Here is a 19,940-nt window from a genome sequence, read left to right on the forward strand (position 1 = left end):
GCTTCTGGAGTACCATAACGACGAAATTTTTAGGAGGGTCACATGAATACAGTAATTTATGCTCGGTATTCTGCCGGCCCGAGACAGACCGACCAGAGTATCGAAGGACAGCTTAGAGTCTGCACCGACTTTTGTAAGCAGCGAGGGCTTACCGTTGTCGACACATACTGCGACCGTCATATCTCAGGCCGCACAGACGAGCGACCGGAGTTCCAAAGGCTCATCGCCGACGCCAAGCGCAAGAAGTTCGAGGCGGTGGTCGTCTATAAGACAGACCGCTTTGCCCGGAACAAATATGACAGCGCCGTTTATAAGCGGGAGCTCAAGAGGAACGGAATCCAAATCTTTTATGCAGCCGAGGCGATACCGGACGGGCCCGAGGGCATTATCCTTGAGAGCCTTATGGAAGGTCTCGCGGAATACTACTCGGCAGAGCTCGCTCAGAAAATCAAGCGGGGAATGCACGAGAGCGCTTTGAAGTGCCAGAGCACCGGAAGCGGGAGACCGCTCGGCTATCGGGTCGACGAGCAGAAGCATTTCCAGATAGACCCAGAATCAGCCCAGACCGTTCAAACGATTTTTGAGCAGTATATCAAGGGCGAATCAAATGCGGCCATCTGTGAGCGCCTGAACAGCCGTGGGCTGCGTACCGCGCAGGGCAAGCCCTTCAACAAGAACAGTATCAACCGAATTATTAAAAACCGAAAGTACATTGGCGAATACCGGTATCACGATATAGTCGTCGAAGGCGGCATACCTGCGATTATCTCGAAGGACACCTTTAACCTCGCTCAAGCCGAAATGGAACGCCGGCGCGCTCGCAAGGCTCCGAAGTCGCCAAAGGCCGAATACCTCTTAGCCGGTAGGCTCTTCTGCGGTCATTGCAAAGGACCAATGCAGGGAGTCAGCGGCACGGGCAAGAGCGGGAACAAGTGGTACTACTATTATTGCGGGAACACTCGCGGCAAGAATAAGACTTGCGATAAGAAGCAGGTCTCGCGCGACCGCCTCGAGCGCGCCGTAGTCGACTTCACTGTCCGCTATATCCTTCAAGAGGAAGTTCTCGAGGGGCTCGCGAGGAAGGTACATGCGGCGCAAGAGCGCCAAAATGATACCGCCTCGGAGATTGCCTTTTACGAGAAGAAGCTGGCAGACAATAAGAAGTCCATTGCGAACGTGCTGCGGGCTATCGAGTCAGGCGCGGCGACGCAGACCTTGCCTGCTCGCTTGCAAGAACTCGAGAACGAGCAAGCGGTCATTCTGGGCGAGCTTAGCTTCCTCAAGGGTAAGCGTCTTGCGTTTACCGAGGACCAGATTCTCTTTGCGCTGATGAAACACCTTGAGCCGTACCCGGGTGAGCCTGAGCAGGACTACCGTCGGAGAATCATCTCTGACTTTGTTTCAGAGGTCTACCTATATGACGACCAGCTTCTTATCTACTTCAATATCAGTAGTGAAGACGGAAAACTCAAGTCCGCGGACCTCTCAAACATCGAGTGCGGCGAGTTCGACGAGGGACTCATCAGCTCCACCAAATAAGGTAGTAGATTTTGATAGAAAGTCTACTACCTTTTTTCTTTGTAAAAACGCTTGAAAATCAAGGCTTTTCAAGACATAGGGTTTGCTTTATCCCGCTGTAGGAGCGTTTCCGCAGCGGGATTTTTTCGTTTCCTGGGCGTTTTTTCGTACATCCGATATGGTAGGGTTTACTTTGTGGGGTATGGGTTTGCTTTGTACCCATAAAGTAAACCCGTTGGAAGTTGCCCTCCTTCGTGGTAAAATGAAATGTAAATTATTACCATTTCGCAAAAGGAGGAATTATGAGATTCAAAGAAAAACGCAGCATGAAGGTCTATGCCGGAAACGATCAGAACTATAAGCCTGTTGCCCAGATTCGCTTGCAAGGTAAATGGCTCGAAGAGATAGGCTTCGTCCCAGGCACACAGATTGAGGTCAAGTGTGAGAACGGCAGGATGGTAATAGAAAAAGCGAGGAGTATATATCAGGATTATTAACGCACAATCAAACATAAACAAACGGCAGAAAAACGCAATAAACAACAATAAACACATTGCGTTTTTCTATTCTCTGTGATATAATTATAGTGACTACTTATAGGCTAATTTCGATGCAATTGGAGGTAAATAAATGTCTGATGCAATCAATGATAAATGGATAAGCATTGAGGATGCTGCAGAATATCTTGGCGTAAAGCCAGGAACCGTAAGGGATTGGATTAGAAAGGGTAAAGACATACCTGCTCACAAAGTGGGAAAACAGTGGAAATTCAAGTATTCGGAACTCGATGCCTGGGTTCATAGCGGCAACAGTGCTGATGATTAATTTTTAGGAGGATATTTACATGAAAAAAGCTTATTTCCCGACAAATGCTATTCTCGAAGACGCCATACTTGATGCTTTAAAAAAGCTTGGTGGTGTTGCGGATGTTCCGGCAATCAACACAACTCTTATTGAGACTTTACAGTTACCAAAAGAAGTTGTTGAGTTAGAAGACGAGAGCGGACTTGGAACAAAATTAGACTATCGCCTTCGTTGGTGCCGCACAAACCTAAAAGCGAAAGGAAAAATTGAAAATGTGAAAAGAGGAACATGGAGACTTGTTTCCGAGTAACTCTTTGAGGAGGCACTATGTCGCTATATAAGATTGAAAAGACCTATTTTGAAAATGTAACTCCGCATCAACGCGAAGAGATGCTTGCCGCATTTGATCAAGATAAAGATGGGAATATTGTCATTCCATACGAGCATAAAGGATATACCTGTAAAGATATCAAAGTTGATCGTAGCAATGGCATAAAGGCAATTAGTATGTTTTCTGGTGCGGGCGGCCTTGATATCGGAACACAGCTTGCGGGGATTCCGGTATTATCCAGTCTCGACATTTTTGAAGATAGTGTAAAAACAATGCAGCAGAATTCCTTCTTTAAGGATACTCTGCATGAATGCGGAGATATAACACGCATCGATGGCACTCACTATGCGGAATTATTAAAAAAAGAAAATCCGGATAAGTTAATACTTGTTGGCGGCCCACCCTGTCAGCCTTTTTCAAAAGCGGGGTATTGGGTTACAAATGAAAAGAGAAATTCAAGTGAAGATCCACGCAATTTAATAGTTCCTTATTTTAAAATAATATCTGATTTAAGACCGGATGGCTTTGTACTGGAAAATGTCGAAAGCATTCTTCATCCTTCCAATCACGAGGCTGTTGAAACAATCGCGGAAAATATGGAACGGCTTGGATACCATTATTCTATGCTAAAGATTAATGCTGCCGAATATGGAATCCCTCAAAAGAGAAAACGTGTTTTCTTTTTAGCCAGCAGAAAGCCTATTGAGGCAACATTGAAAAAAACGCACGGAAATGAAAAAGAGTGTTTGGCAGATCCCTCTTTACTTCCTTACGAGCGGGTAGTGGATTATATTGCAAAGTTCGACACGCAGGAATACTGTGCTGGAGAGAAACTCGATGCCGAGGGGAAATGGGCGCATGAGTTGACTTGTATCCCATTTGGGCGAAATTATATTGCCTTGACAGCACGAGACGGGTATCCCGATCCAGTATTTGTTGCAGGAAAGAGGTACTGGCTGTCTCTGCTTAAATTACATCCTTTTGAACCATCATGGACCATTATTGCAAGTCCTGGGCATTGGGAAGGTCCCTTCCATTGGAAGAGCAGACGACTAAATGTACGTGAGCTTGCAGCCATTCAGACATTCCCTGATGATTATATATTCTATGGTAGTACCTATTCTGCGCATAAACAAATTGGTAATGCCGTACCGCCCTTGCTTGGGAAGAAAGTAGTTGAAGAATTATGCCGATGGATATAAAAAAACCTACAGTATTAAGTTTATTCTCCGGTGCTGGAGGTCTTGATTTAGGGTTTGATAAAGCCGGATTTCACACCGTATTTGCAACGGATATCTGGGATGTAGCTTGTGAAACGCTAACTAAAAATTCTGTTGCAGACGAGGTCTTCTGCGGAGATATTCGAGATATCAATTTTTCGGAAATAAAAAAACGCATTGGCAGCATTGATGTTCTAATCGGAGGCCCGCCTTGTCCGCCATATAGCCAAACGAGGCACTACCTTATAGGAAAAGCAGATGGCTTTGAAGACGAACACGCGGGGTTCGCGGTTCCCGAGTATTTTCGCGCACTTAAAGAATTGAGTCCCACAGTTTTTTTCTTTGAGAATGTTGATGGATTTACATTTAAAACTCACCAATATGAGTTTGAGTTCCTCAAAAAGAACGCCGCTGAACTCGGATATAACATTACTTACAAAGTTGTAAACTGCGCCAACTATGGTGTTCCTCAAACACGAAAACGTTTCATCTGTGTTGGCGTTAAACAAGATTTGCCGAAGTTCGTATTTCCGAGTGAGACTCATGCTGACCCATCCAAGAAAACAGATTTGTTGCCTTGGGTAACTTGTGGCGAAGTGATTAGCGAATTCGACAATATTACTGAAGAAGAGAAAGAACAGAGACCTGGGGCAAAGGACTACGATTTGTTGTGTGAAATCCCTGCGGGAGATAATTATCTGTATTTTACGGAAAAACGAGGGTATCCAAATCCAAAATTCAAATGGAAGTCAAGGTATTGGACATTCTTGCTAAAATTAACGCCAGATCGGCCTTCATGGACAATACAGGCGAGTTTTTCTACCAATCAAGGTCCATTCCATTGGCGCAACAGATTTCTTCGTGTAGAGGAGCTAAAACGAATACAAACCTTCCCTGATGAGTATGAACTGCTTGGGGATTTCAAAGACCAGTGGCGGCAAGTCGGTAATGCCGTTCCACCACAAATGGCTTTTATGATTGCAAAAGCGATAAAGGAGGAATACTTCAATGGAAAGAGATGAACGATACGAAGTAAATGCGCAAGGTGGTTTAGTCGTTGGCACACCGGAAACTCTTACTCCGACTGAAAGAAAAATAATGCTTGAGAAGATGTTTTCAGTTAATGGGTGGAAATATACTTTGTTAAGCGAAATATCGCCTGCGCATTTTCACATCAAACTTGAGAACGAGAATATTGGAGCAGTAAAAGAACTGCACATCTTTCACGGCAATGTCCGAAAAGAGGATCCAGAGAGAAATAGAGAAGAAAAGAAGATTCAACTGGGTACTGACAATGATCCCAGACAGTATCCAGAAAACAGTATTATACTTGGATTCTATGTGTTTGAAGATAAGACGGAGTTAGACAACGCTGTCGTTGTTGCATGGCCTATTGAGATGGATAAGAACTATCCAATGAATCCAAGCCTTCGTGTCAATATGCGAACTGACATTTTGCCCGCAAAGAACAACGGCTTCTATGTAGATAAAACTACCGGAAAAAACCTTGTGGTATTCAGACCGAGTTTCATTTATCACTATTTAGAAAACTATAAGGGACTTCAGTACAATACTACTACCGCTGTCGCAGACGAAGAAACCGAAGTGACAACCACAACAGAAAGAGCCAAGTTCGGCGCAAACAAAATCTTCTATGGCGCTCCGGGTTGCGGTAAGAGCCGCCATGTCAGTGATATGCTGGATGAGGCTCATGTTGCAAAGAATAACATCATCCGTGTCACTTTCCATCCGGAATATGCGAACTGCGACTTTATTGGACAAATCTTGCCGACAGTAGAAACAAGAACGGATGAAGCAACCGGTGCAGAAAAAGAAATCGTAAAATACATCTTCAATCCCGGTCCGTTCACTCTTGCCCTTCAGACGGCTTATGATACCAACGATATGGTCTTTCTTATCGTGGAAGAAATCAACAGAGGCAATGCTGCGGCTATCTTCGGAGATATGTTCCAGTTGCTCGACAGAGTTAAGGACAGTGGAAAGCCGAACTATTGTGCAAGCGAGTATCCTGTTAGCAATCCGAATATGCAGAAATACCTCATCGAGTCTATTTCCGATGAGGCTATCAAGGCAGAACTCCAGAACGGCGTTTTCATTCCGAGCAATCTCACCATCTATGCAACAATGAACTCCAGCGATCAGAATGTTTTCACTCTGGACACTGCTTTCAAACGCAGATGGTCATTCGAGCAGATCAGCAACGATATCAACAAGGATACTGGCCACGCTTATAAGACTTGGTATCTACCCGGAACAGAGGTAACCTGGGCGGACTTCCTTACAAAGCTTAACGATAAGATTCTTGATTATAAACTTCAGAATCAGACAAACGAAGATAAGCGCCTTGGTAAATACTTTGTTACCAAAGACTGCCTCGTAGATCCGGCGGACATTCCGGGCGATGTATCCGAAATTGCCCAGAACTTTGCGTATAAGGTTCTTGAGTATGTATGGAACGATGTCTGCAAGATTGGCCGTGAAGAATGGTTTGACACGGAAACTTACAAGACGCTCGAAGATTTAATCGAGGCTTTTATCAATCCGAAGGAAGGAGATACTCCGCTGTCGGTGTTCCAAAATATTACTTTTTGAGGTGATGACTTGTGAAAATACAAAACCTTAAAAAGATAGCTGCGACCGGGAAAATGGACAATCAGTTCATCGGCATAAAAATCTCCGATAATCAGATTGAGTTCCACTACCCGGAAACCTATCAACTGTCAGAAGATGATGACGGCTTACGCAGAGACATTTTGGCAATACTGCGGACGGTTTCCCTTGCAAAGACAAGAACAAGCGATTTATCTTCTTACAACACACAACATAATAACGACTATGTGTTCCCTCTCGGAGCATACTTGTGGATCATAAACGACTATCTTTCTTACGGAAGATACGAGAACCGTGAAAAGGTTTATCAGAGGGGTGCCAGAGGCAAAATTGACTGGAAGCGGACAATGCGTTCAAATCCGGTAATTTCTGATGGCAATGTCATCTACACAGACATCATTTCCGAGAAGAAAAGTCAAAAGGACAATCTTCTGACGGAAATCTACTTCTTCTGTGTGCAGAAGGCGGTTGATTCTATCGGTTGGCTCTACAGCATTTCCTTCGACCCCAATGGTGTCGACTACTATAAAAAATTCAACAAGAAGTTATACCTCGCTGCCCTTAACACCGAACTTGCCCACACCTTTGATGATCAAAAGAAAGTCAGGCTTCAGAACATGAAGAATGTCATAGTCGGTCTTGACGATGACATCATCAGCACCCGTGAGATGATTTACGGTGTGGACTCGTATGACTATGTTTATGAAAGAATGGTTGATGCGATGTTCTCCAGGGTCGAAGACATTAGAGACTTCTATCCGAATGCGACCTGGGACTTGGTATTGGAAAAAGGTCCTGTCGACTCTACGAACCTCCGTCCAGATACCGTACTTATCAAAGACAACAAGGTCTATATCCTTGATGCGAAGTATTACCGCTACGGCACAACTTTCAAGCCGAGTGATATGCCGGAGACCACGAGCATTCAGAAGCAAATAACATACGGCGAGTATGTGAAGAAGGTCAAGGAAGGTCTCTATGACGATGTCTTCAGCGCCTTTGTTCTTCCATATTCAAAGAATCAGAATGCCCATAAAGACAAGTTCGATGAAAACATGGAGTTTGTTGGCATTGCAAAAGCGAAGTGGATAGATTCCGAAGGCGAAAGCAGCCGGAGAATTGTTGCTATCCTTGTCGATACTAAGTTCCTTATTACGAACTGGCTGAAGAAGAACGAGGATAATATCAGTGGCATTATTGATTTGATCGAAAATAACGTGGGAGGTGTTGTCCGTGAATGATATAAAGGAACTTCTGGAAATCATCTCCTCGCTTGGCGGATCAGCTTCCATTGACGAAATCGCATCTGCTTATGCGAAGCGTTATAAGATGCCGGCATCTTTGGTATCAAAGAGTGTTATTGCATCCACCCTCAAAAGCTACAACAGCAACTTGCGGCTTAATCGTGCAAACGGAAAATATGAGCCGAAGCCAGAGGCAAAGGCAAAAATGCTCTATATCTCTGATAACAGACACTTCTCCACTATTCGTGATGCCATGTCCAAGGTGTTCAATAAGTCGGTAAGTTCTGGCGGTGCCTATTTCCCCGTTGATGAGCAGCATAATGCTTGGTTCCCTCAGTTTGGAAATGCATCATGGGATAACACCTACACCGCTGACGGAAAGTTCTGGTTTGAGAAGCCGAAAGCTGCGGATGCAGATTATGTTCCAGATAACAAGATTCGTTATGTCTTCATACACGAAAAAGAAGGCTACCGTTTTACCGGAGTGTTTAAGGTGAATGAAATGCACCCGGACAAAACCAGAGAATACGAACTCATTGATGATAAGGTAAGAATCCGTACTCCTCTTGTAGTTTGCCGAGTTACATATATGAAGTACTACGATGGCATCACTGCGGACGATTCTCCTGTCAATGGTGGCAGCTTTGTGGCAGAGAACAACGATGCTTTCGAGAAAAACAACTTCCATTGCTATGAAGACGGCAACTGTTACGGTTTTATCGAAACGAAGTACCGCTCTGGGCATACAGGCGAAAACGAATATGCCAACGCCATCACGATTGAGAATATCAACCCTATGAGCAAAGGTCAGCCTTCCGTTGATGGCGTAAGAGTTGTTTTAACAGCATTCAGCCCAACCCTTAAGAAAAATGTTGTTGTTGGTTGGTATGATAATGCTACCGTCTACAGAAACCGTGTGGTGGACGGTAATCTTATTTATATGACAAAGTGCCAGTATTCAGATGCCCATCTGATTCCAGACACAGACCGCTCATTTGAGATTCCTCGCGGTCAATCAAATGACTTCGGCATTGGGCAGAGCAATTTTTGGTATCTTCAGACTAAAGGTAACACTTACGAATTTGAAGAAAAACTAACAGACTATATTGACTCGCTGGATTATTAAAGGAGGTGTTTTCCGTGGCTACCGGGCGTTCATTCGCTGAATATGTCAAAGGCAAATGCTATGACGGTCTTTATGACGCAGCCGCAAAGTACGCTGCGGAAAACTACCGTCTGCTTGAACTGCGACTAAAAAAGGTGCGCTCCATCGAAAGCGTGGAACTCTTGGATGCCGATATCAAGCGCGTCTATGTACGGGATCTTCCGGGAATGCGAGTAGCCTTTGATGTGGGTTTGGAACTTGATGTTGAGGTCAAGGACTCCAACTACAAGAATGATGAGGGAGACGAGTGTTTCCCTTGGATTCGTATTTCGTGCGAAGGGGATCTTTCCTGCGGATTGGATGATTGGCAGATAAGCACTATCGAGCCGTACAATCCGACCGGAGCCCCGCTCAACTCTTTGTCTGATGCTCTTGTTCCGTATATGCCGCATGAGCGTTTAGAGGAAGAAGCCACAAAATTCTTAAAGGAATATTATCCAGAAGCTTTGGCAATGCCTCGGCGCGGAGCGGCACCGGTAACCGTAGAACCGGAGAAGCTTGCTGAAAGACTCGGACTGACGGTTCAGCTTCAACGCATCCGTGAGGATGCTTCTGTGTTCGGGCAGCTTTATTTTGTCGATACGGATGCGGAGTTGTATGATGCTAAAGCTGAAGAAACGAAGGTGATGCACATAAGTGGCAAGACAATCCTTGTCGATCCGCAGATGTTCCTCCTTCGCAACCTCGGCTCCGTAAACAACACCATCATCCATGAGTGCGTCCATTGGGTAAAGCATCGCAAGGTGTTTGAACTGGAAAAACTGTATAATGCCGATGCTGCAAGTATCAGCTGCGAGGTTGTCGGCGGTGCCGCCGCTTCTGTAGCGAAACAGGCTACAGAGTTAATGGAGCGCCAGGCTAATCAGCTTACTCCTCGAATCCAAATGCCTGCCGGTCCTTTCAAAGCCAAGGCAGCCGAATATATCGCTACATTTATGCACCAGGCGAACACGGTGCATACCGCTGACGTCATGGAGCAAGTTATCACCGCTCTTCAGACGGACTTCGGTGTTTCAAAGCAGGCAGCGAAGATTCGACTTGTTGAAGTTGGCTATGATGAAGCCATCGGCACATACACCTTCCTTGATGGGCACTATGTAAAGCCTCATGCTTTCCGAAAAGGCTCCATCCAGATAAATCAAACATTTTCGATTTCTGCGCAGGATGCGGCCATCGAGCGTTTCAAAAATCAAAATCTCCGCAAACTGACTGAAAGCGGAGATTATCTCTTCGTTGATAATCACTTCGTCTACAATGCCCCACTATATGTGGAGCGTGATGAGAACGGCAAGCTGGATTTGACCGGATATGCCCGCTCCCATATGGACGAGTGCTGTCTTGTTTTTGATCTGCATATCACAAGCAAGGTTTCTTCCGATTATCATACCGCCTGCTTCCTTAACCGTGAGTCAAGTGATGTAACCTTTGAACTTACCTACCACAACGGCTTTCAAAACGCACCGCAGGAACGGCAAGTTGCGATGCGCAAGAAAATGGCTGAAGAGGCAACGGAGATCAGAAAGCAGATGACGGATGTTCCGTCACAATGCATGGAGCTGCTTCTCAAGTGGCGAGGCAAAAACTATACCGAACTTGCTTATGATATCGACCGTGATCCCAAGACGATAAGCCGTATTGTAAAGGGTACGCATACCCCTTCCCTGGACACGGCAGTACTTATCTGCTTCGCACTTAATCTCCCGCCAATAATAAGCGAGAAACTGTTAGATGTCTTCGGCTGCAAGCTGAACCCATTTGATATGAACCATCAGTGGATTGGCGAGGCTCTTCATATGAAATACCCAGAGCCGGTTTGGGCGGTCAGAGAGTATCTCGCTCAATTTGGTGTAGAAATTTAAAAATATTTTTACAAAAAACGGACATAGCGTGTCTGGTCAAATAGCAGATCGATATGGTCTGCTATTTGCATCTGTAGGAGGTGAAGACATGAGTAACTCTATGGTAGAGATGATTGACAATCGAATACATAACATTTTCTCTGTGCCGGAAGCTTATGCTTTATCCCCATTTGACCTTGAAGGCTTTCGAGACCATCTTCTTTTTACAATCTTAAAGGATTCGTATGACATCGTTGTACCAAAGAAATCGGTAAGAGCCAGTCGAGGATCAGATGCTGATGACCTCCGTATGCGCGATAGCCGTATGAAAGCATATGCGCAGTACTATAGAGACCTCCAATACAAGCGAATCAAAGAGAACACCGGCATCGAGGTCCCTGAACTGCTCTCAAAGGATGTTTCCTCTATGAAAGGAAAGTTGTCTGGGCATCAGTTGAGCGAGATGCAGTATTTCGAACTCAACACAATGGCGGAGCAACCTCTTCTTAAGGCAATCATTAACAAGCGAATCTGTGATGTAAAGAAAATATCAAATGCAACGTTTAAGGAATACTACAGCAAGTATGATGAGTTGCTAGAAAGCCTTGTAGCCAAGCTTGACGGTTCCGATGATGACGTGCTTTTCGCGGCCGTAGCTTTGTTTACATTAGAGTGGAAATACCAAATAGAATTGTTCTATGCTTGCGCGGTGCAAGCAGAAAACCTGGGGATAGACGAGGTTCCGGTTGAGAGAATCGGTACTCTGTGTGCGGAATTGAATATGGTCATCCCGCCGGACTTTACAACGAAGCTTCATACAGAAAGCCGCTTTGTACTGCACAGAATGGACTTAGTACAAAGTGTGTATTCTGCAAGCGAAGAAGAATGGGCAGAAATTGAGGATAAGCTTTATCAATATTTTACTGCCGAGTACTACATAAAAAATGAAATCGTTCGCAAATGGACACTTTCGGAGTTCTTCGCTCGGTACTCTACGAAAGCACAGTGGGCCGATTTTATTAGGCAGCATTATGACTTGAGAAAGATATACGCACCGCGGGAATGGACAAACAAACGCATCCGATACATTCGGAAAATCTACCAGGCAATCGTTCGTGACGTTGAGCCTCCGAAATTATAGTTTTTCCGATTTTCCGTTCTTAATGAGACAACTTAATAAAAGATATCATGAAGCCAGAATCGTGTGATAGACCACATGGTTCTGGCTTCTTTTTTATTTTGTTACACGTTTTGTAGCAAAAAAGAGCCTATTTCGCACCAAGGGTGAGTGGACATGACGTGTCCGTTTTTCAAAAAAATCTTGGTGTATAAGTTAAGTAGATACAGGCCGCAAGGCTTATATCGCCTCGCTGATAGCTGAACAGGGCCGCTCCCTGTTGCTCAACGGCTCTCGGCGGACAAGTTAATAACACGGCTTCCTTGTGAGCGGGATGCCGCAGACCGAGACGGAGAAGTTCTCCGCCGGACTGTGGTTAGTTTTCTGCACCCATTTTGCAGCCGTGCCTTGAAGTCCTCCGTTTCGGATCAACCGATTCGGAGGATTTTTTATGCGACTCAAAAAGACTAACAAGACTAACAGGACTACCTACACTTATGTATGTACGCGCGTATAGAGAAATTTTCGAGGTTGTCCACCTTCTTGTCCAGGGCAATTAAAAAGATGGAGTGCAAACCATGAATGAAAAGATACTGGAACGAAAGCTGACAGCCAAGGTAAAAAGCATGGGCGGTCTCTCCCTCAAATTTACTTCACCCGGTTTTGACGGAGTGCCTGACCGCATCGTGTTATTACCGGGAGGTCACATCGGCTTCGTTGAAATTAAAACTACCGGGTTGAAACCCCGTCCCCTGCAAGTACGCAGAAAAAGGCAGCTTGAGCAGCTCGGCTTTTTAGCTTACTGCCTGGATGCCGAAGAACAGATAGGAGGAATACTCGATGAAATACGATCCTCATAAATATCAGTCCTACGCGACTGACTTCATCATAAACCATCCCATAGCGGCTGTTTTCCTTGAGATGGGTCTTGGTAAGAGCGTCATTACGCTGACGGCGATCACAAAGCTGAAAGCAGAAGACGCTATCTGCAAAGTCCTCGTCATCGCACCGCTTCGTGTGGCAAGAGATACATGGCCTTCCGAGATTGCCAAATGGGATCACCTTAAAAATCTCGACTATGCCGTTGCCGTAGGAACGGAGGCAGAAAGAAAAGCAGCGATCCGAAAAGATGCCACGGTCACCATCATCAACAGAGAGAATGTGGACTGGCTCATAAACAAAAGCGGACTTCCGTTTGACTTCGATATGGTGGTCATCGATGAGCTTTCATCCTTCAAGTCCTACGGAGCAAAACGCTTCAAGGCGCTTCTGAAAGTAAGACCGTTCATCAAAAGAATCGTATTCAGTGTCATGTACTCCTATGTGGGGAGCGACACACAATTTGACGCATTTCTGAAAATGCTGATTCATGATTACCTTGCCGTAGATAACCCTTTCGCACAAGCAGAAGAGCAGCGGGTTGTTGGTTTGGTAGAATCAAATCATAACTGAGCTCTTTTCATGGCTATTCACAGATGTCTGTGATATGTTCTGTTTGCAAAATCAACTCTACCAGAGAGGAGGTGCCGTGAGTGAAGGTCTGGCTCTACTATCGTCTCTCCAGAGATGAGGACAAGGAACTTAATTCTCTCAGCAATCAGCGGAATATCATCTACCACTACGCCGTTACCAATGGACACGAAGTCGTGGGCGAATCCTTCGATGACAATGTCAGCGGGATGCACTTCAATCGTGCTGGAATCGATAAAATCTATGAAGTAGTAGAAGCCGGACGGATCGAGGCCATTGTGGTAAAAGACCTCTCCCGGCTGGGACGGCACCGTACCCAGACCGCTCTGTTCATCGACTATCTCCGGGAACACAATGTTCGAGTGCTCTCCGCAACGGAAAATATCGACACCTTTAATGAGGCGGATGATCTTATCATTGGATTCAAGGGGCTGGTCAATGACTTCTATGCTCGGGACGGCAGCCGACGAGTCCGCACAGGATATCGTCAGAAGCAAAAAGAAGGCTTTGTCATGATTCCGCCCTTTGGATACTTCAAGGATAAGAACACCAAGCAGGTTGTCATTGTGGAAGAAGCCGCTGAAACGGTCCGGATGATTTTCACAGCCTACATCGGCGGTCATGGCCTAAAGGCGATCGCCAAAATGCTCAATGAGCAAAAGCGGAAAACCCCGGCGCTGACGCAGTTGGGACTTCTGAATAAGCACACTCCCAATACACAGGACATTATCTTAAAAAAGTATCTCTGGGATGGGAGGATGGTGGGCCGCATTCTGCAAGACGAGAGTTACATCGGTACGTTGATCTGCCACAAAAGTGAGCGCAACAAGATCAACAAGACCTTCCGCTTCACGGAACCCGAGGAGCAGTTTAGGCACGAGAACTTCTTCCCACCCATTATATCCAGAGAAATTTGGGAGCACACTCAGGTACTGCTGGCGGAAAGGAAAAAACGAAATGTCCGGGCCGGAGCCAATCAGAGTATCCTGCGATATGGAGGCCTACTGCGCTGTGAGGACTGCGGTCGCTCCTTTGTGGGAAAACGAATCCACCTAAAAAGTGGAGAGCGGGTGGAGTATTCCTGTGACACCTATCACAGATATGGGAAGGAATACTGCTCCTCCCACGCGGTGGATGAGCGTATCCTGGATGAGCTCATCACCAAGGAACTGATGCAGACCAAGGCAATGTATGAGAAAAACTTCCAGGCTATGGAGCAACTGATTAACCAATGGCAGCCAAAGGCCAGTGCCGCTACCGCTCAAATCAAAAAGCAGCAGGAGCGAATCGCCATGCTGGAGGAAGAAATGGAGGCCATCTTGATGGAACGGATTCGGGATAAAGCCAACACCGAGCGTTATGACCGGATGATCCAGAAGCGGGAAGCTGAGATCGTAGCGGCCCGAAAGCAGATCGAAGAACGGCAAAATATTGAGGAAACTTTGCGTGGCCGGCAAGCTAAGCTGAAGCGGGACATCAGTATGATGAATGATATTTTGAAAGAGGGACACCTAAGTGAAGCCCATCTGCGCCTGCTGGTGGACAAAATCTATGTCCACGAAGAAGACGGAAAGCTATCTCTGGATATCTGTCTAAAAGCTCCCTTTCGGGACCATCTGGACATCTATGAAAATGGGGAGCAAACAGAATGCTGGGTTCCTCACAGCTACGGATTTGAACTCCTGGATGATATCATTCCAAACAATTTACATGAAAATGAGTGAGTAATATGAGGGTGTGGATTTATTCCAGATTATCCAATGATGACGATTGCGAAATGAATTCCCTGCTGAATCAGCAGGACATCTGCCGAACCTTTGCAGAGCGGCAGGGGTATCGGATCATGGGACAGTCTTCTGATGATAATGCCAGCGGTATGAACTTCAGCCGCCGTGGGCTGGATGAGCTCACGGCGGTTGTAGATGCCGGCAGGCTGGACGCTGTCCTCGTCAAAGATCTCTCCCGCCTGGGGCGACACAGGACGCAGACGGCTCTGTTTATCGATTACCTGCGGGAACGCGGTGTTCGGGTGATCTCTGTCACAGAAGGGCTGGACACCGCCTCAGATGAGGATGATTTGGTCATCGGCGTCCGTGGCCTGATGAACGACTACTACGCCAAAGATATCGGGAAAAAGATCCGGTCCGGTTACCGGCAAAAGCAGCGGGAGGGCATCGTGATCACCCCTCCCTTTGGCTACTGGAAAGATCGCAACACCAACACGGTCAAGCTCCACCCAGAGGCAGCAGAAACCGTTCGGATGATCTATTCTCTGTACTTACAGGGCTTTGGGCAGAAAGAGATTGCCCGCAGGCTCAATGATTTGGGACGAAAGACCCCAGCGCAGCTCAGGGCGGAACAGTGCGGACGAGAAGTGCGGGCTGCGTATAAAACCAGAGATAATCGCTATCTCTGGACATATACCAGTATAAAAAATGTGCTGACAGAAGAGAGCTATACTGGGGTTCTTATTAACCATCGGTCAGAAACCCAGGATGGCAAGGCAAAACGATTGGAACAGGCGGAATGGTATCGCCACGAAAACTTCTTCCCGGTTATCGTGGAACCGGATGTATGGAAACTGGCTCAGCAACGGCTGAAAGAGCAGGCCCGGCCAGCCAACGGAAACCGCTCTAAGCACCGCTATGCCGGATTGCTCCGGTGCCAGGAGTGCGGAAATGTATTTGTTCCCATGATCCGGTACTGGAACGGCAAGCGGCGTGTGGAGTATGTCTGCAAGGGCTACCACCGAAGTGGGAAAAGCTATTGTAGCTCCCACCGTATCCACGAAGAAACGCTGGACGCCATGGTGTGGGAGTACCTCAGGGCGGTTCGGGACAGCCATGTTAAAGAGCAGAAGAAACTTGTGAAACTGCAAAAAATGTGGACGTTGAGGAAACCGTTCCTCGACGCCCACATTTCTATATTGAAGAAAAAAGTTGCAGATCTAGAATATGAGCTGGATTCACTCATGATAGAGCAAATAAGGAGTGGAAGACCCAGCAACTAAGGTGATGTCACCTATCTGTACTGTGAACAATTCTGTTCTTTCTGATTTTGTTTCAAAAAAACTTTAGAGCAAGGATTTCTGACATGAAACCTTGCTCTAAAGTTATGGTACGGGTAGTGGGACTCGAACCCACAAGCCTTGCGGCACTGGAACCTAAATCCAGCATGTTTACCAATTTCATCATACCCGCATATATGAGCAGCAGGAACACTCCGCCGCTATTTTTACGCAAAAATCTTCACTGAGGTGACAGCACCTAAATCTCGCATGTCTACCAATTCCATCACAGGCGCATATTTAGTTTTAAAGATCGCGGGCACCGGAAATGAAGCGATAGAACTTCACTGAGGAGACCGCGCCTAAATCTCGCGCGTCTGCCAATTCCGTCATGCTCGCAGATGTGTTTAGTTTAGCATTGGATGGGTAAATTGTCAATTGCGCTTCCACAGCAATACAGGTATAATAGAAGCTGCTATTGACGTCACCAGAAGGAGGAGTCGATATGGCGCACGCGCCGAGGATCGCGGCCATTCAGGATATTTCGGGTATCGGACGATGCTCTATGACGGTTATTCTGCCGGTATTGGCCGCTATGGGCGGACAATGCTGTCCCCTGCCCACCGCTTATCTGTCTGCCCATACTGCATTTCCGCCCAGCGAACGAGCTACCTTTTTGGATATGACAGGGCAGATGGCTGGAACCGCCGGACATTGGGCCGAGTTGGGTGTGACCTTTGACGCGGTATACAGCGGATTTTTGGGTTCTGTGGGGCAGTTTGAGTTGATTGAAGACTTTTACCGGCAGTTCCGCACGAAAGATACCCTGGTGTTGGTGGACCCGGTAATGGGGGACCACGGCAAGCCCTACCGTACCTATACCCCTGATATGTGCAGGCGGATGGGACAGTTGGCGGCACAAGCGGATGTAATCACCCCCAACCTCACCGAGGCAGCTCTGCTGCTGGGCGAGGCATACGAGGATCTTCCGAGGGACAAGCAGGGGATCCAACATAGTCTGGAGCGGCTGAGCATGGACGGAAAGCGCTCCGTTGTGTTGACCGGGGTAAGCCTGGAGCCGGGGCAGATCGGCGCCGGATTCTTTGACCGGACCACCGGACAGACCGGCTTTGCCATGGCCCGGCAGGAACCTGCCCAGTTCCCGGGGACCGGAGACCTGTTTGCCAGTGTGGTACTGGGTACCCTGCTGCGGGGTGAAAGCCTGGAACGTGCGGCTCGGCGGGGCGCAGAATTTGTGCAGCATTGTGTTGCGCATACGCTGGCGCAGGGAACACCTATTTTGGAGGGCGTACAGTTTGAACCGCTGCTGTGTGAATTAATGACACCGTAAATAGAAAACAGCATCCCCCACGGCAGAAGCTGTGGGGGATGCTGTTTTGTTTTCTGCCTATCAGGCGCGGGACATGGCGGCTTCCTGGGCACGGCGCTGGATTTCCAGCATGCGCACCACATACAGTGAGTCAGTGATCACTTTCATGGGCTTGGAGTAATCCAGGGCAAACAGACCCAGAAAAGACCGGGCGTCTACCCGGACCGTGTCTTCCGCATTGGCAATATACACCGGCTTATCCGCATGGACAGCAAGCTGCTGAAGATCGGCCAGCTCGGAAATAGAATCAATCTTCAGATCAAAAACCATAAGTGGTACCTCCTTGTATTTGACCAGGTGAGAGTATAGTACAGATGCTTTTCAGATACAATGGGCAGACTGAATGAAATCGATAAAAGCTAAGAGTGCACTTAGATACAAAACAAATAAAAGTAAAACTATAAGGACTGTATAAAATAATAATATGAGAAGCTGCGACGAAAATTTAGAATATATCTTTTGAATGCGCTACCTAAGCGAACTGTTAGCTGGGTTTTTGTAAAGATAAATCATTATTGACATATGCCGGAAAAGTGGTAAAATAAATGGCATAAGTCAGAAACGGAGGGAAGTGCTATGCCCCGGCCAAAGAAATGCAGACGGGTCTGCGCCATGCCGCGGTGCAGCAGCTTCGGGCCCCTGGAGGGAGAGCGCTCTGAACCGGTGGGGATGGTGCTGGAGGAATATGAAGCCATCCGCCTTATCGATCTGCTGGGATGCACGCAGGAAGAATGCGCCGGGCAGATGGGTGTGGCCCGCTCCACGGTCCAGCAGGTCTACGATCGGGCCAGGCGGAAGTTGGCCCTGGCGCTGGTAGAGGGACGGCGGCTGGTGATCTCCGGCGGCGACTACATGCTATGCCCCCAGGCGGAGGACTGTGCGGGCCGGGATTGTGCCCGGCGGGACTGCGCCAGACGGCGCTGTGGGTGTGGAAGCTGCACACAACGGGAAAGAAAAACTACAGGAGGGAATGTAGATGAAGATCGCAGTAACTTATGACAATGGACAGGTATTTCAGCATTTTGGGCACACGGAGCAGTTCAAGATCTATGAGGTGCAGGACGGCAAGGTAGTGTCCGCTCAGGTGGTGGACACCAACGGCAGCGGCCACGGGGCCCTGGCGGGATTTCTGGCTGCCCACGGGGTGGAGGCCTTGATTTGTGGCGGTATCGGCGGCGGCGCCCGTAATGCCTTGGCCCAGGCTGGCATCCAGCTGTTTCCCGGCGCTTCCGGAGATGCGGATGCTCAGGTGGAGGCTCTGCTGGGCGGCAGCCTGAACTATAATCCCGATACAGTGTGTGCCCATCACCACGATCATGGGGAAGGCCACGACTGCGGAAGCCATGGCGAGGGTCACCACTGCGGCGGACACGGCCACAGCTGCGGCTGAGACCATTGGTGAAATTGCGCAGAAAATTTTCAAATTAGTTGTGACAATTGGCAAACTTCGTGGTATAATCAAAGCAAGGAAACGGCCCCGGCCGGTTCCAGCAAGGCCCTCCCCGGAGGGCGGAAGGAGCTGAAAACTATGAAGTTCGTGTTTACCGACAAGAAGATCAATCTGCCTAACAAGGTCCACGCCTACGCGGAGAAAAAGGTGGGCAAGTTAGACCGTTATTTTAAGGCGGACACGGAGGCCGCCATTGTCTTCAGCGTAGAGAAGGGCCGCAACAATGTGGAGCTGACCATTCGCTCTGGCGGCACCATCATCCGTGTAGCGGAGAGCACCTCCGATATGTTTGCTACCATCGACGCCGCTGTCTCTTCCGTGGAGCGCCGGCTGCGCAAGAATAAGACCCGTCTGGAGAAGCGTCTGCGTCAGGACGCCTTTACCCGCAGCGTGGATGTGGAGGAGATCTCTTCCTTCGTTCCTGAGAGCGATGAAGAGGAGTACAAGATCGTCCGCACCAAGAAGTTCCCCATCAAGCCCATGACCGTAGACGAGGCGGTGCTCCAGATGGAACTGGTGGGCCACACCTTCTTCGCCTTTAAGGATATAGACCATGATGGACGCTTCTGCGTGGTTTATAAGCGTAATGACGGAGATTACGGTCTCATTGAAGACGAGATCTAATAAGCAGAAACAAGAAAAAGGGCGCGCCGTGAATTCGCGGCGCGCCCTTTTTGCGCAGATTGCACCATATTAGAGGCGGAAACAGGGACAATCTTGGTTTGACAAATGGCGGGGAAGGTTTTAGAATCGAA

General features: G+C 47.5%; 19 protein-coding genes, 1 tRNA gene and 1 pseudogene. 19 read left to right on the top strand and 2 right to left on the bottom strand.

Annotated elements, in window-relative coordinates; genetic code table 11:
- Positions 1-42: 42 nt before the first annotated feature.
- From ACTNB1_RS04990 to ACTNB1_RS05060, 15 genes and pseudogenes are all read left to right on the top strand, one after another.
- Positions 43-1,539 carry a recombinase family protein gene (locus tag ACTNB1_RS04990; protein WP_441168161.1) on the top strand — a complete coding sequence of 499 codons (1,497 nt, stop codon included), beginning with the start codon at positions 43-45 and terminating at the stop codon, positions 1,537-1,539.
- A gap of 281 nt (positions 1,540-1,820) precedes the next feature.
- On the top strand, positions 1,821-2,015 hold the full coding sequence (locus ACTNB1_RS04995; RefSeq protein ID WP_441168162.1) for a SymE family type I addiction module toxin: 195 nt from the start codon (positions 1,821-1,823) through the stop codon (positions 2,013-2,015).
- A 133-nt stretch (positions 2,016-2,148) separates the two neighbouring features.
- Positions 2,149-2,343, top strand: a complete 195-nt coding sequence (locus ACTNB1_RS05000; RefSeq protein ID WP_441168163.1) for a helix-turn-helix domain-containing protein — start codon at positions 2,149-2,151, stop codon at positions 2,341-2,343.
- A gap of 19 nt (positions 2,344-2,362) precedes the next feature.
- The gene (locus ACTNB1_RS05005) at positions 2,363-2,632 is read left to right on the top strand and encodes a winged helix-turn-helix domain-containing protein (RefSeq protein WP_441168164.1); all 270 of its coding nucleotides are present in this window, start codon (positions 2,363-2,365) and stop codon (positions 2,630-2,632) included.
- Positions 2,633-2,649: 17 nt separating this feature from the next.
- Complete coding sequence (locus ACTNB1_RS05010) at positions 2,650-3,855, top strand: DNA cytosine methyltransferase (RefSeq protein WP_441168165.1); 1,206 nt, start codon at positions 2,650-2,652, stop codon at positions 3,853-3,855.
- Positions 3,840-4,895: a DNA cytosine methyltransferase gene (locus tag ACTNB1_RS05015; protein WP_441168166.1), complete on the top strand. Its 1,056-nt coding sequence runs from the start codon at positions 3,840-3,842 to the stop codon at positions 4,893-4,895. Before ACTNB1_RS05010 ends, ACTNB1_RS05015 begins: the two co-directional genes overlap by 16 nt.
- On the top strand, positions 4,882-6,486 hold the full coding sequence (locus ACTNB1_RS05020; protein WP_441168167.1) for a hypothetical protein: 1,605 nt from the start codon (positions 4,882-4,884) through the stop codon (positions 6,484-6,486). The genes ACTNB1_RS05015 and ACTNB1_RS05020 overlap by 14 nt, the downstream gene beginning before the upstream one ends.
- An 11-nt stretch (positions 6,487-6,497) precedes the next feature.
- Complete coding sequence (locus tag ACTNB1_RS05025; protein ID WP_441168168.1) at positions 6,498-7,745, top strand: LlaJI family restriction endonuclease; 1,248 nt, start codon at positions 6,498-6,500, stop codon at positions 7,743-7,745.
- The gene (locus tag ACTNB1_RS05030; RefSeq protein WP_441168169.1) at positions 7,738-8,874 is read left to right on the top strand and encodes a hypothetical protein; all 1,137 of its coding nucleotides are present in this window, start codon (positions 7,738-7,740) and stop codon (positions 8,872-8,874) included. The genes ACTNB1_RS05025 and ACTNB1_RS05030 overlap by 8 nt, the downstream gene beginning before the upstream one ends.
- A 14-nt stretch (positions 8,875-8,888) precedes the next feature.
- Positions 8,889-10,772, top strand: a complete 1,884-nt coding sequence (locus ACTNB1_RS05035; protein ID WP_441168170.1) for a hypothetical protein — start codon at positions 8,889-8,891, stop codon at positions 10,770-10,772.
- Between the two features lie 88 nt (positions 10,773-10,860).
- Positions 10,861-11,892 (top strand): hypothetical protein, encoded by a 1,032-nt coding sequence (locus ACTNB1_RS05040; protein ID WP_441168171.1) that lies wholly within the window; start codon positions 10,861-10,863, stop codon positions 11,890-11,892.
- A 554-nt stretch (positions 11,893-12,446) separates the two neighbouring features.
- Positions 12,447-12,728 carry a VRR-NUC domain-containing protein gene (locus ACTNB1_RS05045; protein ID WP_441168172.1) on the top strand — a complete coding sequence of 94 codons (282 nt, stop codon included), beginning with the start codon at positions 12,447-12,449 and terminating at the stop codon, positions 12,726-12,728.
- Positions 12,709-13,170, top strand: a pseudogene (locus ACTNB1_RS05050) (SNF2-related protein); the annotation flags it as partial. The gene ACTNB1_RS05045 and the pseudogene ACTNB1_RS05050, both read left to right, overlap by 20 nt.
- A gap of 230 nt (positions 13,171-13,400) precedes the next feature.
- Positions 13,401-15,062 carry a recombinase family protein gene (locus ACTNB1_RS05055; RefSeq protein ID WP_441168173.1) on the top strand — a complete coding sequence of 554 codons (1,662 nt, stop codon included), beginning with the start codon at positions 13,401-13,403 and terminating at the stop codon, positions 15,060-15,062.
- Positions 15,063-15,067: 5 nt separating this feature from the next.
- The gene (locus ACTNB1_RS05060) at positions 15,068-16,348 is read left to right on the top strand and encodes a recombinase family protein (RefSeq protein WP_441168174.1); all 1,281 of its coding nucleotides are present in this window, start codon (positions 15,068-15,070) and stop codon (positions 16,346-16,348) included.
- 105 nt (positions 16,349-16,453) lie between these two features.
- Here the strand turns inward: ACTNB1_RS05060 and ACTNB1_RS05065 are convergent.
- Positions 16,454-16,538: transfer RNA gene (locus tag ACTNB1_RS05065), tRNA-Leu, on the bottom strand.
- 312 nt (positions 16,539-16,850) lie between these two features.
- On the opposite strand from ACTNB1_RS05065, the gene ACTNB1_RS05070 reads away from it, so the two are divergent.
- Positions 16,851-17,696 carry a pyridoxamine kinase gene (locus tag ACTNB1_RS05070; protein ID WP_441168175.1) on the top strand — a complete coding sequence of 282 codons (846 nt, stop codon included), beginning with the start codon at positions 16,851-16,853 and terminating at the stop codon, positions 17,694-17,696.
- Positions 17,697-17,756: 60 nt separating this feature from the next.
- Here ACTNB1_RS05070 and ACTNB1_RS05075 read toward each other — a convergent pair whose 3' ends face one another.
- Positions 17,757-18,005 (bottom strand): hypothetical protein, encoded by a 249-nt coding sequence (locus ACTNB1_RS05075; RefSeq protein WP_441168176.1) that lies wholly within the window; start codon positions 18,003-18,005, stop codon positions 17,757-17,759.
- Between the two features lie 306 nt (positions 18,006-18,311).
- Between ACTNB1_RS05075 and ACTNB1_RS05080 the strand changes: the two genes are divergently transcribed.
- From ACTNB1_RS05080 to hpf, 3 genes are all read left to right on the top strand, one after another.
- Positions 18,312-18,734 carry a DUF134 domain-containing protein gene (locus ACTNB1_RS05080; protein ID WP_441168177.1) on the top strand — a complete coding sequence of 141 codons (423 nt, stop codon included), beginning with the start codon at positions 18,312-18,314 and terminating at the stop codon, positions 18,732-18,734.
- Positions 18,712-19,125, top strand: a complete 414-nt coding sequence (locus ACTNB1_RS05085; RefSeq protein ID WP_441168178.1) for a NifB/NifX family molybdenum-iron cluster-binding protein — start codon at positions 18,712-18,714, stop codon at positions 19,123-19,125. Before ACTNB1_RS05080 ends, ACTNB1_RS05085 begins: the two co-directional genes overlap by 23 nt.
- A gap of 138 nt (positions 19,126-19,263) precedes the next feature.
- On the top strand, positions 19,264-19,809 hold the full coding sequence (gene hpf / locus ACTNB1_RS05090) for a ribosome hibernation-promoting factor, HPF/YfiA family (RefSeq protein WP_441168179.1): 546 nt from the start codon (positions 19,264-19,266) through the stop codon (positions 19,807-19,809).
- The last annotated feature ends 131 nt before the right edge of the window (positions 19,810-19,940 follow it).

The sequence above is a fragment of the Flavonifractor sp. HCP28S3_F3 genome, from assembly GCF_052065355.1.
In the GTDB taxonomy this organism is placed as follows: domain Bacteria; phylum Bacillota; class Clostridia; order Oscillospirales; family Oscillospiraceae; genus Flavonifractor.